13 protein-coding genes and 1 pseudogene are annotated in these 15976 nt (G+C 68.2%); 6 read left to right on the forward strand and 8 right to left on the reverse strand.

Translation table 11 applies throughout. The annotated features are described in order from the left end of the window. Nucleotides 1-47: 47 nt before the first annotated feature. Nucleotides 48-761 carry an SDR family oxidoreductase gene (gene bdcA / locus QE393_RS16465; RefSeq protein ID WP_273808999.1) on the reverse strand — a complete coding sequence of 238 codons (714 nt, stop codon included), beginning with the start codon at nt 759-761 and terminating at the stop codon, nt 48-50. A 72-nt stretch (nt 762-833) separates the two neighbouring features. On the opposite strand from bdcA, the gene QE393_RS16470 reads away from it, so the two are divergent. From QE393_RS16470 to QE393_RS16480, 3 genes are all read left to right on the forward strand, one after another. Continuing rightward, complete coding sequence (locus QE393_RS16470) at nt 834-1433, forward strand: TetR/AcrR family transcriptional regulator (RefSeq protein ID WP_310044713.1); 600 nt, start codon at nt 834-836, stop codon at nt 1431-1433. 201 nt (nt 1434-1634) lie between these two features. Continuing rightward, nucleotides 1635-2084, forward strand: a complete 450-nt coding sequence (locus QE393_RS16475; RefSeq protein ID WP_273808997.1) for a GyrI-like domain-containing protein — start codon at nt 1635-1637, stop codon at nt 2082-2084. A 104-nt stretch (nt 2085-2188) separates the two neighbouring features. Beyond that, nucleotides 2189-3091 carry an NAD-dependent protein deacetylase gene (locus QE393_RS16480; protein ID WP_273808996.1) on the forward strand — a complete coding sequence of 301 codons (903 nt, stop codon included), beginning with the start codon at nt 2189-2191 and terminating at the stop codon, nt 3089-3091. On the opposite strand, the gene QE393_RS16485 is transcribed toward QE393_RS16480, so the two are convergent. Next, nucleotides 3018-4163, reverse strand: coding sequence for an acyltransferase (locus QE393_RS16485; RefSeq protein WP_273808995.1), 1146 nt, complete (start codon nt 4161-4163; stop codon nt 3018-3020). The genes QE393_RS16480 and QE393_RS16485 overlap by 74 nt on opposite strands. 385 nt (nt 4164-4548) lie before the next feature. On the opposite strand from QE393_RS16485, the gene QE393_RS16490 reads away from it, so the two are divergent. Then, a complete protein-coding gene (locus QE393_RS16490; protein WP_310044717.1) occupies nt 4549-5151 on the forward strand; it encodes a nucleotidyltransferase domain-containing protein in 603 nt (200 codons plus the stop codon). After that, nucleotides 5138-5590, forward strand: coding sequence for a DNA-binding protein (locus tag QE393_RS16495; RefSeq protein ID WP_273808993.1), 453 nt, complete (start codon nt 5138-5140; stop codon nt 5588-5590). Before QE393_RS16490 ends, QE393_RS16495 begins: the two co-directional genes overlap by 14 nt. Nucleotides 5591-5620: 30 nt before the next feature. On the opposite strand, the gene QE393_RS16500 is transcribed toward QE393_RS16495, so the two are convergent. Both QE393_RS16500 and QE393_RS16505 read right to left on the reverse strand, forming a co-directional pair. Next, entirely contained in the window at nt 5621-8053 is a 2433-nt protein-coding gene (locus QE393_RS16500; protein WP_310044720.1) for a glucan 1,4-alpha-glucosidase, read from the reverse strand. A gap of 100 nt (nt 8054-8153) precedes the next feature. Next, nucleotides 8154-10385 carry an FUSC family protein gene (locus tag QE393_RS16505; protein ID WP_310044722.1) on the reverse strand — a complete coding sequence of 744 codons (2232 nt, stop codon included), beginning with the start codon at nt 10383-10385 and terminating at the stop codon, nt 8154-8156. Nucleotides 10386-10546: 161 nt separating this feature from the next. Here QE393_RS16505 and QE393_RS16510 point away from each other — a divergent pair, with 161 nt between their 5' ends. Then, a complete protein-coding gene (locus tag QE393_RS16510) occupies nt 10547-11476 on the forward strand; it encodes a LysR family transcriptional regulator (RefSeq protein WP_310044723.1) in 930 nt (309 codons plus the stop codon). 4 nt (nt 11477-11480) lie between these two features. On the opposite strand, the gene QE393_RS16515 is transcribed toward QE393_RS16510, so the two are convergent. From QE393_RS16515 to QE393_RS16530, 4 genes and pseudogenes are all read right to left on the reverse strand, one after another. Continuing rightward, entirely contained in the window at nt 11481-12014 is a 534-nt protein-coding gene (locus QE393_RS16515) for a cytochrome b (protein WP_310044725.1), read from the reverse strand. A 78-nt stretch (nt 12015-12092) separates the two neighbouring features. Next, nucleotides 12093-13361, reverse strand: coding sequence for an arsenic transporter (locus QE393_RS16520; protein WP_310044727.1), 1269 nt, complete (start codon nt 13359-13361; stop codon nt 12093-12095). Between the two features lie 48 nt (nt 13362-13409). After that, entirely contained in the window at nt 13410-14513 is a 1104-nt protein-coding gene (locus QE393_RS16525; protein WP_310044729.1) for a metallophosphoesterase, read from the reverse strand. Nucleotide 14514: 1 nt separating this feature from the next. After that, a pseudogene (locus QE393_RS16530) lies at nt 14515-15820 on the reverse strand (MFS transporter). Nucleotides 15821-15976 lie beyond the last annotated feature (156 nt).

The raw sequence follows: 15976 nt of genomic DNA on the forward strand, positions 1-15976 counted from the left end.
GTCGCCCCTGTCGCCTGGGCCCTGGGCGACAGGGGCGCGTGCCGCGATCAGGCGCCGAAGGCGCCGTCGATGGTGTGCATGGCACCGGTGACGAAGCCGGCCTCGGGGCCGGACAGCCAGGCGACCATGCCGGCCACCTCGTCGGCACTGCCGTGGCGCTTGATCGCCATGAAGCTGTACATCAGGTCCTTCATGGGGCCATCTGCCGGATTCATCTCGGTATCGATGGGCCCCGGCTGCACCACGTTGACGGTGATGCCACGCGGACCGAAGTCCCGTGCCAGACCGCGGGCGAGCCCCTGCAGGGCCGACTTGCTCACGGCATAGGCCGCCAAACCGGGCAACGGCATGCGATCGCCATTCACCGAACCGATGACGATGATCCGCCCGCCTGCCGGCATCTGCCGCGCGGCCTCGACCGCCGCATGATAGGGCGCCTGGATGTTGATACTGAACATTCGGTCGATGGCGTCCGGATCCTGTTCCAGGGCATCGCCGAACAGCGCCACGCCGGAATTCACCACCAGCACGTCCAGCGGCCCACAGGCGCGCACCCGGGCGATCACCGCGTCGCGGTCGGCGCTGTCGGTCAGCTCGGCGCTGCTACCGGTTTCCGCGGCCAGTGCCCGGGCGGCGTCCCCGGAACTGGCATAGGTGAAGGTCACCCGGGCGCCTTCGGCGGCGAAGCGCCGCACGATGGCGGCGCCTATGCCGCGACTGCCGCCCAGCACCAACACCTGCTTGCCTGCGAAATTGCTCATGGATCTGCCTCCTGATTAATGTAGTGAGTGCTACAATAAGCCTCTCCCAGCCGCTGTCAAAGTATTTTTGTAATGAGCACTACAAATAAACCCGCACCGCGTGGGCGGCCCCGCCGCTTCGATCCGGACGAGGCCCTCGTCCAGGCGCAGCGTCTGTTCCATGAAAAGGGCTACGACGGGTTGAGCGTCGCCGACCTGACCCAGGCGCTCGGGATCAGGCCGCCGAGCTTCTATGCGGCCTTCGGCAGCAAGCTCGAGCTGTACCAGCGGGTACTTGAGCGCTACATCTCGACAGGCGCCGTGCTGCTGCAGTACATCCTGGACGGCGAACCGTCCCTGGCGGTAGCGCTCACCCAGGTGCTGGAAGAGGCGGCGCGCAGCTATGTAGCCGACCCCAGCTCGACCGGCTGCCTGGTGCTGGAGGGCACCCATTCCGACGACCCCCAGGCCCGCGCGGCAGCCGACCGGCACCACCAGGCGGCCCAGACGCTCATCCGCACCCGTATCGCCGCCTGCCAGCCAGAGCGAGCGGAAGAGCTGGCCGACTTCGTCATCACCACCATGGCCGGGCTCTCCGCCAGCGCGCGGCATGGCCAGAGCCTGGAGCGACTGCTGGCCAGCGCGCGCCTGGCGGGCCTGGCGCTGACCCAGGCGCTCGCCGCGGACCGCTGAACCCCGGCCGGGCACCTGGATGGCGCAGCAGGGACGCGCGCCGAGTTCGCGGCCGCCAGGAGAACACCCGGTGAACCGGGATGGCAGCTCGGGTACGCTGCGACCCTGGGTCCCGCCGGTTCCTGTCCTGTCCCGGCTGACCGCCGCGCGCCGCTGGAGTAAGGTGGCCGCCTTCATCGCATCTTCGAGAGAGTCTGTCCCATGTCGCTGGAAATCGTCGACCACCCCGCCCTGGAAGTGACCGGTCTGCTGTTCGAGCCTGGCCAGGGCGAAGACATCGCCGCCCTCTGGCGGCGCTTCGCCGACCGTGCCGGGGAAATCACCGGTCGCGAAGGCGACGCCGAATGGTATGGCCTGAGCTGGCGTCAGGCCGGCGCCATGCACTACCTGGCCGCGGTGGCCACCGCACCGGGCGCCCCCCTGCCCGCTGGCATGGTGCGCCAGGAATTGCCGGAAGGCCGCTACGCCCGCTACGTGCACCTGGGCACGGCGCCCAGCGTGGCCAAGAGCCTCGGCCGACTGTTCGCCGAGCTGCTGCCGGCGCGCAGCCTGCAACCCCGTCCGGGCGCCTGCTTCGAGCACTACACCGAGGCCTTCACCGGGGTGGATGCGCAGGATTCGCAGATCTATATCTATGTGCCGGTGTACTAGGAGGCGAAGCGCCGCCTGGCGGACAGGACGTTCGTCAGCTGCGGCTTGCCTCCCGGCATAACCCTTTCCAAGCTGGGGGTATCGTCCGCAACTCCAGGTGTCCGATGTCCCTGCCCGAGCTCCAGTCCTTTATCGCCCGGCACGAGCGGATCTTTCTGCTCACCGGTGCCGGTTGCAGCACCGATTCCGGCATTCCCGACTACCGCGACCGCGAGGGCGCCTGGAAGCGCCCGCAGCCGGTCACCCTGCAGGCCTTCGTCGGCGACGAGCTCTTGCGCCGTCGCTACTGGGCACGCAGCCTGATCGGCTGGCCGCGCTTCTGCCAGGCGCGGCCCAATGCCACCCACCAGGCCCTGGCGGCCCTGGAGCGGCGCGGCCAGGTGGAGATGCTGCTGACCCAGAACGTCGATCGCCTGCACCAGGCCGCCGGCAGCGAGGCGGTGATCGACCTGCACGGCCGCCTCGACCAGATCCGCTGCCTGGGCTGCGAGCTGCGTCTGCCGCGCCAGGAATTCCAGCAGTGGCTGGGCGAACTCAATGGCGACTGGCTAGCGCTGGACGCGGCTACCGCGCCGGATGGCGATGCCGATCTGGAAGGCGTGGACTTCATGAGTTTCCGGGTGCCCGACTGCCCGCGCTGCGGCGCCCTGCTCAAGCCGGACGTGGTGTTCTTTGGCGAACACGTGCCCGGCGCGCGGGTGGAGCGTGCCTTCGCCCACCTGGGCCGCGCCGATGCGCTGCTGGTGGTGGGCTCGTCGCTGATGGTCTATTCGGGCTTTCGCTTCGCCCAGGCCGCGGCCCGCGCCGGCTTGCCCATCGCCGCCCTGGGCTATGGGCGTACCCGCGCGGACGACCTGCTGGCGCTCAAGGTGGAAGCCTCCTGCGCCCAGGCACTGGCCTTTCTGCTGGAGTATCCCGGGACGGCGCCGGCGCTTACGCCGGCACGTGCCGAGGCCGTGGCGCCCTTCCCAGGTGCATCAGCGGACGCTCGATCCAGCGGTAGCTGAGCATCGACAGCAGGCAGGCGAGCACCAGCACCGGCGGCAGCAGCGCCATGAAGCCGAGCGTGCCCAGGGTCTCCACCGAGCCCAGGTTGAGCAGGGTGAAGAGTCCGTAGAGCAGCAGGCCGTGGGTGAGATAGAGGCTGTAGCTGATCTCGCCCAGCACCTTGAGACCACGACTGCGCAGCAGGCCGAAGAGGTCGTTGCCGGCGGCCATGGCGGCGAAGGGCAACGCCAGCGCCAGCATCTGCTTGAGGTTGTAGTCCGGCTGGGTCATGGCGTAAGCCACCAGCGCCAGCGACAGTGCCGCCACCAGGGGCGTGCGCAAGCGTGCCAGCAGCGCCGGTCGATGGACCTTGACGAACACCGGCAGGAAACCCAGCAGGAACAGCAGACCGAAGCGCGCGCCCAGCACGTGATAGTGATAACCGGCGGCGACCAGGCCACCCACCAGCAGCGCCGAGACCAGCAGTGGCAGGCCGAAGCCACGGCGATTGAACAGCGCGGCGATGATCGGCAGGGCCAGATAGAACAGCGCCTCGTAGCGCAGCGTCCAGTGGGCGCCGGCGGTCATCCAGCCGCTCTCTTCCAGGCCGTTGAGACTGAAGCCGGAAAACAGCTCCCAGCTGAGCAGTTCGAGCATGAAGTGCTGGCCGTCGGCGATGACGAAGTGGGTGCGGATCAGGGTGAAGAGCACCACCACGGCCACCACGCAGAGATACAGCGGCATTACCCGCAACACCCGCGAACGGAGCAGCTCGCCCCAGTCCGGCGTACGCCGATAGACCTTTCCGAAGAACAGGTAGCCGGTGATCATGAAGAACAGCGAGACCGGCACCACACCCATGTTGTAGAGCAGGTCGCTGTCGGGTTCGCGCCACTGGCCCTCGGCCTTGAGGTGATAGGTCAGCACGAAATGCAGGCAGACCACGGCGGTGGCGAGGATGCCGCGCAAGGCATCCAGCGGCGAGGAGCGCGCCAGGGTCTCCTCGGTGAGCAGCGGGCTGCGGCGCAGGGCGAAAGCCAGCAGCACCAGGGTGCCCAGGTAGAGGGCGATGGGGAGAGCGACGTCAGTCATATCCGTGACCTTCTTGACAGGAACCGGCAAAGACCCGCCCCCAGACCGCCGGAGCGGTCGCCGGAGCGAGCGAGAGAAAAGCGCGACAGCCGGGCACGCTACCGCGCGGTACGCGACTGAGGGCAGAGAGACCGGAAAGAGAGGAGAACAGCGGCGAGCGGAAGGATCCGCTGCCTCAGGAAAGCGCGAGAACGCCCATCAGACAAGTCTTGTTACAGGCGTTCCCTGAGGGAGGCAAGGTGATAGAGGCTCTGGCACTGGGCATAGGAGAGATCTACCGCTTGTCGGTTCGGCATCCAACTGATCAGCACAGGCCCGCTAGTACTGGAGGATTGCTGCCTTTTAGGCTTCAATTGCAGCCTAAAAGGCAGCACCTGGACTTCTGATGTCACTCGCCTCCGTTCTCTTTCCCGACTATCGCCGCAAAGTCCTAGCGCTTCTTCTACTCCATCCTGAGAGCACCTATCACCAACGCGAAATCGCGCGCTTGACCGAGACCCAGTCCGGTACCCTGAGTCGCGAACTCGTCAAGCTGGTCGCGGCCGGTCTGGCCGTGAAAACGCGCGTGGGTAATCAACAGCACTACCGCGCTAACCGGGACTGCCCCATCTTCGAAGAGCTGGCGAGCATTCTGCGCAAGACTAGCGGCCTTACCGACATCCTAGCCGAAGCGTTGAGCCCCATTGCAGACAGGATAGAAACAGCTTTCGTCTTCGGCTCTATGGCGAGTGGTAAGGCAAACAGCGGAAGCGATATAGACCTCATGATCCTGGGTACTGTGACCTTCGGTGAGGTAGTGGCCGCCCTCTATCCCTGTCAGGAAACGCTTGGCCGAGAGATCAATCCCAAGGTATACCGACGAGAGGAATGGCAGAAGCTGTTGATGGAAGGGGGGGCCTTCATCACGGATCTGCTGAAGAAGCCCAAGGTGTTCGTCATAGGCACCGCTGGGCAACTGTCACAAGGATGGACAGATGACCTTGGATAATTTGCTAGGCAAAAGTCTTGAGGCGATCACACCTGACCCTGCGGGCATCCAGCGCCTGCTAGAGGCCGCGCAACGCAGTTTGACCGATGCGCGTCTGCCAACGTTGAGCAGCGAAAGCCGCTTCGACCTGGCCTACAAGGCGATCATGCAAGGCGCGAACGCAGCGCTTCAAGCCAATGGCTATCGGACCCTAACCAGCCGTCCCGGCCACCATCAGACCATGATCCAGTCGCTACCCCGGACCATGGGTCTTGATACATCGGCGATGGTGGTACTGGATACCTTGCGCAAGCAACGCAATGTCATCGACTACTCGGGCGATCTGGTCAGCGAGTCGATGGCGCAGGAGGCCTTGCAGCAGGCCGAGGTCCTGCTCCAGCACGTCATGCATTGGCTGGAGCGAAATCGACCAGACCTGCTACCGGGTCGCGAGCCCTGACGATACTGGCGACCTGGCCATTCACCTTGCTCAGGGCGCCAACGTCCGCGCCACCACCGGGTAGTGATCCCATACCTGGCCATCCGCCAGGGAACGCAGCAGCTTGACGTATTCGGCATGGGACCAGGCCAGCGGCGTCGCCGAATCGGTGCCCTGCCCCTGGGTGTAGCCGTGGCGCCGGTTGTCGCCCACGCCGTCCCAGACCTGCTCGGGCAGCATCAGGCCGGCATTGGCGAACAGCTCCAGGCCGCGGACGTAGGTGTCACGCAGCTTGCCCAGCGCCGCCGGGTCCGGCTTGCCCTGCAGGACCAGGCGCGCCAGCTCGTAATGGCCGCGTTCGCCGGTGAAGATCGGCCAGACCCGGCCGCGCAATCCGGAATTGGCTACCGGCTGCTCGGTGGCCGGGAAATTGATGCCGGAGCTTTCGCTCTCGCCATAGCCGTCGTTGCCGTAGCGCCGCCAGCCGGGGAAGGTGCCGGTGATGCCGGGGTACTGGAAGCTGTACTTGACCCGCAGATTCTCCGGCAGGCCTTCGTCGTCCAGCACCGCCAGGCTCTTCTGTACCAGCGGATCGCTCGCCGGCCGCACGCCGTAGCGCACCAGTTCGAGGAAGCCGGCGTCCAGCACCTGGTCCTCCGGCAGGCCCGGGCGACTGTTGTTGTCCACCAGCTTGCCCTTGTCGTTGGGATCGTCGTTCTGGGTGATGCGCAGGTAGTAGTTGCCGGCGCCCAGGCTGCCCTGGGTGGTGGCCATGGTCTTTTCCACCTGGCCGGAATAGCGCCGGGCGGTCTCGCGGTAACGGCTGGCATTGGCCTCGTCGCCGGCATGGCGCGCCAGTTCGCTGGCGGTGGCGAGACCGGCGATCACCGCCGCGGTGATGGATGGCGAATAGCCCCACTGCTCCTCCCAGCGTTCCTGCTGGGTCTGCGGCGGCTTGACCTGCCAGGTGTTCCAGCCCAGGTTGACCTGGCTGTCGCGGGCGAGGAAGTCCGCCGCGGGCCTGAGCATCTCGCGGTACCAGCGGTCGATCTCGGCGTCGCCCAGCAGGCCGCCCTGCCAGAGGCGATAGCCGAGCATGATCGGCATGGCGGTCTGGTCCAGTTGCACGCCGACCCACTCGATGGTGCCGTCGACGTGGGTCTTCTGCAGGAACCAGCCGGTGGCGCCCGGTGCCCGCACCTCGTCGCCCTGTTTCTGCTGATGGATGAAGGCGGAGCTGTCGGCCGGCTTGTGCGCGGTATTGGCATCCACCTGCACCTGCTTGAGGTAGCTGAAGGCGACCTTGGGCGTCTGCCGGTCACCCAGCGCCAGCAGCGCCATGGCGCACTGGTAGAAGTCCCGTGGCCAGACCGCCTTGTAGCCGGTGGTGCCCTTGCCAGCCGGCACCGTTTCACCCCAGGGATTGGACAGCGAGGCGATCAGGGCGCCGGCGTGGGTCTTGTCCTCCTGGGCCTTGAGCACCAGGGCGCTGGCGTTGACCAGCTTGCCGCCGTCGCCGGCCTGGGCCTGCAGGCGCGGCAGCTGGTCGAGGCTGGCCAGGTAGTCCTGCCAGCCGATGGCGTCGCCCTCGCCGTTGTAGTGGGCCAGCACCTTTTGATAACCGCGGGCCAGGGTGGCATCCGCCGCCGCCTCGGCCTGGCGCGGATTGGCGCCGAAGCCCACCACCACGTCCAGGGTGGTCTCGGCGCCCTTGAGCGGCAGCCTGGCCAGCATGGCGACGTTGCCGGCCTGGTCGCCGGTGCTGCTGTAGGTCTGGGTCAGCTTGCCGTTGCGGCGCAGGTCGTCGAGGCCGTCGGAGCTGCCGACGAAACCCACGGTGGGCGTCTGCAGCGGCTGGCTGGCCTTGACCACCAGGGCGTGCTCGCCTTCGCTGGCATAGAGCACCCCGCCCTTCACCGCGGCGCGGTCGTGGCTGCCACTGTTGGCCAGCGCCGGATCGACATAGAGATAGGGCTGGATGCGCGGGTCCTGGCTGCGAAAGATGACGCGCATGACCAGGGTGTCCTGGTCCGGGTCGGTGAAGACGTGCTTTTCGATCTCGTAGCGACCCTGGCGGTCGCGGTTGACGATCCGGTAGGCCAGCGAGGTGGGCCGGCCGGCGGTATCGGTGGCGAGGTATTCAATGCGGCTGTCGGTGTCGTCGCGCTCCAGGTGGGTGAAGTCGGGCCCGCGGATCACCAGCTGCATCTCGCGCAGTTGCGCCTCGTGGATGAGTCCCTGCATGGTCTCGGTGACCACCCCCTGGGCCAGGGAAAACCACACCCGCGAGACGCGGCCGGTGCTGGCCTGGTCGCTGTAGGCGCCGTCGCGATAGGCTTCGTAGCTGGTGCCGATGCCGGTCTTGCCGGCATAGGACCAGAAGGGTGCGGCGCCGGGGGCACCGGGGGCTTCCAGGGCAGACGCCAGGGGCGTCAGGAGAAAACTGGCGGAACAGAGCAGCGGACGGACGAAGCGGACGGGCATGGGCAGGCGGGCCTTGTTCTGGTTGTGCCGAAAGTCGCATGGCAGAGGGCCTGTGGCCCTCCCCGTCCGTAAGCCTAGTCGGATTTTGGCGGGCTGCTGCCTAGCCTTCGTCACGCGCCGGTGGCCGGGCCGGCGGCAGGTACCCGGCCAGGGGCGAATCCGGCGCCAGCAGCGAGGTGCGGATGACGTGCAGGTAGCTGGCGATGCGCCGCAGCGGCGAGCGATCGAAGTCGCCCGGCGTGGGCTCCAGGTGGCGCTGGGCCTGGTGCGCGAGGGTGATGGCGTGGTCCACGGCGGTCAGGGCGCGGGCCAGGTTGGCGGCACCGGGCTGGCGGAACAGTCGCACCAGCGCCCGACCTAGGGCGCGGATCGCCAGGCGCCAGGCGCGCTGTTCGCGATACCAGGGCAAGGGCGGTAGCGCGGCCTGCTCGAGGCGCAGCTCGATGACGGCGTGGCCCAGCTCCAGACTGAGAAAGGTCCAGCGCAGCAGCTGCCGCTGCACCACCGGCTGGCCCACGGTGAGCACCTGCACCTGGTTGAGCAGATCGCGCAGGCCGGAATCGAAGCGACCACTCAGGCCGCTCAGGGGCGCGCCTATGGCGTGGACCAGGCGCTCGCGCAGGGCATCCTCCAGCCGGCGCCAGACCCAGGGCTGGCTCGGCGGCAGCAGGACGCTGACGGCCACCACCGCCACGCCACAGGCCAGCAGATAGGCCAGGTAGGTGTTGCAGAAGAGGTCGGCGTCATAGCGCGGCAGATTGCCCGGCAGCGCCGCCGAACAGAACCAGACCATCAGCCCGGTGCCATAGCCGGCCAGGCGTGGTCGGGTGATCAGCCAGGCACCGGCGGCGAACACCGGCGCGAGGACCAGCAGCAACAGCGCGAAGCCATCGATCCAGGGCAGCACCTGGACGTGCAGCAGGCCACCGGCCAGCGCCCCGACCAGGGTGCCACCGGCCAGTTGCAGGCAATAGCGGCGCGGATCGGCCGAGGTGGAGGCCAGCGCCGAGATCAGCGCCGCCGCCAGGGTGCAGGCCGCACCACTCGGCCAGGCGGTCTCGATCCAGAACAGCCCCACGCCCAGCACCACCAGGGCGCTACGCAGCCCGGCCATCCAGGCCACCGCGCGGCTGGCCAGGGGCGTGAAGGTTTCCCGGGGCGCGGGTGTCGTGCTCGCCGGCGCCTCAAGTGCCAGCTGGGCGCCAAGCAGCAGGTGCAGATCCTCGGCGAAGCGATAGAGCAGTTCGGCGGCGGTGTCGTAGTCGAGCCGGTCGGCCTGGGTGGCGGGTGCGGTCCGGATCAGCTGCTGGCGGCCACTGCGGATCGCGACCATCAGCGTCTTGCGCTCCGCGGCCAGGCGCTCACTGAGGCGGCGCAGGTCACGCTCTTCCGGCAGGCGGCCCAGGCCTGGCGCCAAGGCGGCGGCGATCAACCCTAGCGCGGGCACCAGCGCCTGGCGCACGGCCGGTGGCCGAGCGGCCAGGCGTTCGAGCAGTTGATGGAGGGCATGGAAGCGGGTGTTGAGCAGCATGAGGCGATTGCCCAGGGCGGCCAGGCGTCCGCTGCGTCGGCGCAGATAGGGCTCCTCGAAGACACTGGCGCTGCGCAGGCTCTCGAAGCCCACGGAGTCGGCGGCGAAACGCGCACTGAGCGCGACGAAGCGTTCGGCGTCGAGACGGCCGAGCAGGCCGTCATGGGCCATGGCGAGGAAGTCGCGCAGGCGCTGCGCCAGGGTGCGGCGCAAGACGCCACGGGTGGTCTGCGGCAGGATCGCCACGCTCACCACCCCGGCGCAGCAGATGCCCAGGGCGATCTCCAGCAGGCGCCACACCGCCTGCAGAAAGGCGCCCTGGGGCTGGGCCACCGCCGGCAGCCCGACCAGACAGGCGGTGTAGCCGGCCAGCAGGAAGGCATAGCTGCGAAAGTCGCGATAGCGCGCCGCGCCGCGGGTGCAGTAGCCGATCCACAGTACCAGGGCGCCGAGCAGCAGCACCCGCTCCTGGGCGAACAGGGCAATGGCGGCGACGGTGAAGGTGAGCCCGGCGAGACTGCCCAGGATGCGATAGAAACTCTTGGCCAGCACCTGGCCACTCTGCGGCTGCAGAACGATGAACACGGTGACCAGCACCGTGCTCGGTTGCGGCAGTTCCAGGCGATAGGCCAGCCATAGGGCCAGGGCCGCGGCCAACAGCGCCTTGGCGATGAAGGCCCAGGTCTGGCCATCGGTACGGTCCCATTCGCGAGCGGCGCGGCGCCAGGCGTTGCGGCTCGGCCAGCGGGTGCGGGAAAAGGCAGCGGCGGACCGCGCGAGCGGCGGTGAGGCGAGAGGCATGCTGGCCAACGAGAGCGATCGGAAGGGGCGAGACGCAGCGTTTCGGTGGCCATTCTAGAAAGCTCCGCCCGCCCGGATTAAGCCGGGCATGGCGGCAAACAGCCTTAACCAACGAGCGGGTAATGGCCCACAATGGCCCTTTGTCCGGCCCTGCCCCGTCCATGGATCATCTCTTCAATCTGCGCGCCTTCGCCTGCGTGGCCCAGACCGGCAGCTTCACCGCCGCCGCGCGCCAGCTGGAACTCACCACCGCCTATGTATCCCGGGCGGTCAGCCAGCTGGAGCAGCACCTGCAGACCCGGCTGCTACACCGCACCACACGCCAGTTGCGCCTGACGGAAGCCGGCGAACGCTACCTGGTGCGCTGCCGGCGCATCCTCGCCGACCTCGACGAAGCCGATGCCGAGGCCCGTCACGCCCTGGCCGTGCCGCGTGGCCGGCTGCGCATCCACACCATGACCGGCCTCGGCCAGCACTATCTGATCCAGAGCCTGGCCAGCTACGGCGAGCGCTATCCCGAGGTCGACCTGGATCTGCAACTGACCAACACCTTCACCGACATCCTCAAGGAAGGCTACGACCTGTCGCTGATCCTGGCCGACGGTCTGCCGGACTCGGCCTTCCATTCGGCGCATCTGGGCAGCACCCATAGCGTACTTTGCGCGGCGCCTGCCTACCTGGAGCGCCAGGGCCGGCCGACCACTCCGGCACAGCTGGTCGGGCATCGCTGCCTGCGGCTGGTCAATCGCGCCATGGCGCCGGATCGCTGGTTGCTGGAAGGGCCGGAGGGAAGCGCCGAGGTGGCGGTGGATCGACCGCCCTTCCAGGTCAACACCGCCGATGCCCTGGCCGAAGCCGTGGCCAGCGGCCTGGGCATCGGCGCCCTGCCGCTGTACGCCGCGGTCGCCGGTCTCGCCAGTGGCCGCCTGCAGCGGGTGCTGCCCGGGCATCGGCTCTATGCCTTGGACATCCATGCGCTCTATCCGTCGCGGCGCTTTCTCGACGCCAAGATCCGCACCCTGGTGGACCACCTGCGCGAGACCCTGCCGGCCCTGCTGGAGCGTGATCGGCTGCTGGTGGAAGGGGGCTGAGGCTTTAAGGCCGTTGCTCGGGCAACATCCGCTCCAGGGTGCCATCGCGGCGGATCGCCACATGCCAGACCACCGCCGCCACGTGCAGGATCACCAACCCGTAGACGGCGAACTGGCCCGCCACATGGATGCGATTGGCGAGGATGCCAAGGGCTTCATGACGGGGAAAACCCGGCAGGGAAAACAGTCCGAACACCGGTACCGACTGGCCCTGCCCGGCCATCAGGTAGCCAGTCACCGGCATCAGCAGCAGCACGGCATAGAGCAGGCCATGGTTAAGCGCGGCGAGCAGCTGCAGCAGACGACCGTCACGAGGATGGGCCGGCGGCGCCGGATGCCGCCAGCGCCAGGTCAGACGGATCAGGATCAGCAGGAAGACCGAGATCCCGGTGGATTCGTGCAGCAGATACCAGAGGGTGCGCACGGGTCCGGGCGGAAAGTTTTCCGCCACCCAGACGAAGGGCAACAGCAGGCACAGCAAGGCGACGGTCAGCCAGTGCAGGGCCTGGGCGAAGCCGGTGTAGCGGGCGATGACCATGGGCGATGCTCCGTAGCGGACGAACCCCGATAGTGCCCCAGGCGCAGCGACAATGCCGCTACGCCGGGAGACCGTCCGTCAGAGATGGATCAGGGCAGCCAGCGCCAGCAGCAGCGCCGGAATCATCACCACGGCGCCCAGCTTGAGGAATTGCCAGAAGCTCACCGCCAGCCCTTCACGGCGCAGCGCGGCCAGCCACAGCAGGGTCGCCAGGGAGCCGGTGATGGACAGGTTCGGCCCGAGGTCGATGCCGATCAGCACGGCACCGGCGATCTTTTCCGAGACATGGGCGGTCTGCACCGCCGCTCCGGCCAGCAGACCGGCCGGCAGGTTGTTGACCAGGTTGCTGCCAAAGGCCACCAGCAGTCCGGCGCCCCAGGCGGCGCGCTCCGGCGTCGCCTGGGCGGCGGCCTGCAGCTGATTGGCCAGCGCCTGCAGCACCCCGGTGGTCTCCAGCGCTTCCACCAGCACGAACAGCCCGGCCACCAGCGGCAGCACGCCCCAGGAAATGTGCTTGAGCAACTCCAGGCCGCCGCCACGCTTGCAGGCCACGACCACCAGAAAGGTGGCGAAGCCGGCGAGAAAGGTCGGCAGACCCAGCTCCAGATCCAGCGCCGAGGCGCCGAGCAAGACCAGGATGGTCAGGATCAGGCCGCAGCCGGCGATGCGTCCGGTGGTGGGCAGCGCCTCCACCGCGCCCCCCTCGGACAACCGCTCGGCACGCAGGACCTTGGCCTGGGTCGCCCAGAGGGTGAGGAAGGTCGCGGCGATGGCCAGGATCGACGGCACCGTGAACAGCGCCAGCCAGCGGCTCAGCTCGGGCATGTGCTCGGCGAAGACCACCAGGTTGGCCGGGTTGGAGATCGGCAGCACGAAGCTCGCCGCGTTGGCGATGAAGGCGCAGGAGAACAGATAGGGCAGCGGATTCTTCACCTTCGCCGCGCGGGTGGCGTAGTAGACCGCCGGGGTCAGCACCACGGCGCAGGCGTCGTTGGAAAGGAACACCGTGACCAGGATGCCGACGCCATAGACCAGCGCGAACAGCCGCAACGCCGACCCCTTGGCCGCGCGCACCGCATGGCCGGCGACCCAGTCGAACAGCCCTTCCTTACGAGCGATCTCGGCCAGCAGCATCATGCCGATAAGGAACAGATAGACGTCGGTACCCTTGGCGACGCCGTGCCAGACACCGTCCAGCGGCAGCAGGCCGAACAGCGCCAGCAGCGCGGCGCCGGCGACGGCGAACAGGGCCTCCGGCAGACCGAAGGGTCGCGAGACCACCCCGAGGGTGGCCAGGGCGGCGATGACCCACGTCAGGACGTGGGGAGTGGTGATGATGGACCCCATGAAAGCGCTGTTCCTTCTAGTCGATTCGCGAAACCGGCCTGGCCGACCTCACCATTTGCGGCCATTGCGATTGGGCCCCAGCTGGGTACCCAGGACGCCCCTGGCCTGCCATTCACCCAGCCGGGTGCGATCCGAGCCCCAGTCGGCGGGAGCGGCGATGAGGCACGGATGACCGCTCAGCTCGATCTCGTCACGGTCTTCGCCGCCTTGCGCATCCCGGACCCGGACCTGCAGCCGGCGGACGCCCTCCGGCACGGGTCGGTCCCCCCGATAGCGGCCCTCGCCCAGCGGCTGCAGGGGCCACCAGGGACCGTCGTCGCACTGCCACTCGCAGATCCTGATCTCGCTCTCGGCCAGCACCAGCACCCGGCACTCGCGGACCTCGGCCACGCCGGCGCCGTTGAGACGGGCATCACCGGGCGCGGTGATCTGCACCCAGGGCCAGCCGTCGGGCAATTCGCGAAAGCGCCAGCTCACCGCCGGACCGTCCAGGGTGACCAGCGCGAATCCTACACCGCCTTCCTCGATCTGGCCGGTGGATCTGCAGGCGGCATAGAGCACGCCGCCGTCGTGGGCCAGTTCGTTGTAGTGGGTATGGCCGATCTCCACCAGGCGCACCGGACCTTCGTGCAGCAGCCGCGCCACCCGCTCGGCCTCGCCGGGCCCCTGCAGGTCCGCCGGATAGCTGTGCATGAATACCACGCAGCGCTGCTCCAGCCGGGTCGCCTCGTGCAGCTCCCGCTCCAGCCACTGCAACTGTTCGCTGCCAAGACGAAAATCCGGCCCGCCGGTGCCCGGTCCGCACATGTCCAGGAACAGGCAACGGACCCCGCCGACCTCCCTAGAATAAGGCAGCTGGGGCACCTGCAGCTCGGCGTAGAAGGGGCCGAGATCGCCACCTTCCATGTCGTGGTCGCCGGTGATCACCGTTACCGGCAGCGGAAAGTCGTCCAGCAACCGCCTGAGCAACCGGTACTGCTCCGCGGTGCCGTTGTCGGCGTTGTCCCCGGGCAGATGGACGAAATCCAGTTCGGTGCGCCCGCGCAGGCGCTGCAGGAGGGTCCGCAGGTCCCGGGCATTGTCCGCCTCGGCGGTGGTCAGGTGCAGATCGCCGAGGTGGGCGAAGGCGAGGAACTCATCCTGGCGTGCCATTTCAGCCTCCCACCACCGAACCGCTCGAACGCGCCGTGTCCCCGGCGACATGCTCGTCGCGGGTCTCCGGCATCAGCAGCAGATAGAGCACGAAGCCCACCGCGGCGATGGCCGCCAGGGTAGTGAAGGCCGCTGAGTAGCCGAAGCGGACGATGATGATCCCGGCGATGGTGGCACTGATCGCCGCGCCCAGGCCCTGGGCGGTGGCGATGGCGCCCTGGCTGACGTTGAAGCGCCCGCTGCCGCGGGTGAGGTCGGCGACGATCACCGGCATCAGGGCGCCATAGATGCCGGCCCCGATGCCGTCGAGCAGCTGCACCGCCACCAGGTAGTAGGGGCTGTCGGAAAAGGTGTAGAGCACGCCGCGGATCGCCAGCACGGCGAAGGCGAAGAGAAAGATCGGCTTGCGTCCGAAGACGTCGGCCTTGCGCCCCACCAGGATGGCTACCGGCACCATCACGCACTGGGGCGGCGACGATGCAGACGGCCACCAGCGAGGTGGCGCTGTCCTTGCCGACGATATGGGTCAGCTGCTGGCCGACCGAGGTCAGCATGGCGGCATTGGCCAGGTGGAAGATCGCAGCCAGCAGCGCCAGCAGTTGCAACTTGCGATTGGCCAGCAGCGCCTGCCAGGCCGATACCGGCTTGGCATCGCGGGCGCCGACTTCGTCGCCAAGGCCCTGGGCCAGGTCATCGTCGATCTCGTCCTGGGGCACCCGGACGATGGCGACGATGGAGGCCGCCGCCAGCAGCGCCATCAGCCAGAACACCACGGTGGGGCCGAAGAAATAGGCCAGGCCACCGGCCAGCGCCGCCGAGACGGCGTTGCCGGCGTGGTTGAAGCCTTCGTTGCGGCCGATGTGCCGGGTGAAGGCCTTGGGCCCGACGATGCCCAGGGTGATGGCCGCCAGCGCCGGGGCGAAGAGGGCCGCCGCGGCATGGGCCAGCGACTGGGTGGCCGCCACCACATAGAAGTTGGAGACGAAGGGCAGCAGCACGCTGCAGACGGTCACCACCAGGGCGGCGACGCCGACCATGAGGCGCTTGTGGCGGGTGCGGTCGATCAGGGCGCCGGCGGGCGTCTGGGCGATCAGCCCGGCGATGCCGGCCAGGGTCATGATGAAACCGGCGGTGGCCTCGTTCCAGCCCTCCCCCGGACCGCGCACGGCGATCAGGTAGATGGCGAGATAGGGGCCCAGGCCGTCGCGGACGTCGGCCAGGGTGAAGTTCAGGGCATCCAGGGCATGGCGCGCGCGGCGAGAGGGTTCGGCGCTGGCCCCGGCGGTCGGGGAACGGGTTTCGGACATGAGCGGGCATCCGTAGCGAGATATAGGTCGCGGGACGCAGGCCCCACGGCACCTCTCGCCCCGGCCCGCCAGTGACCCACGGTATGACCGCCGGGTCCCAGCCAACCACCGCTGCCAGGGGAGATTGCAAAATGTGACCGGAGCGAAGCGGCGCTA

Source organism: Pseudomonas sp. SORGH_AS_0211 (genome assembly GCF_031453455.1).
In the GTDB taxonomy this organism is placed as follows: Bacteria; Pseudomonadota; Gammaproteobacteria; order Pseudomonadales; family Pseudomonadaceae; genus Chryseomonas; species Chryseomonas aestiva.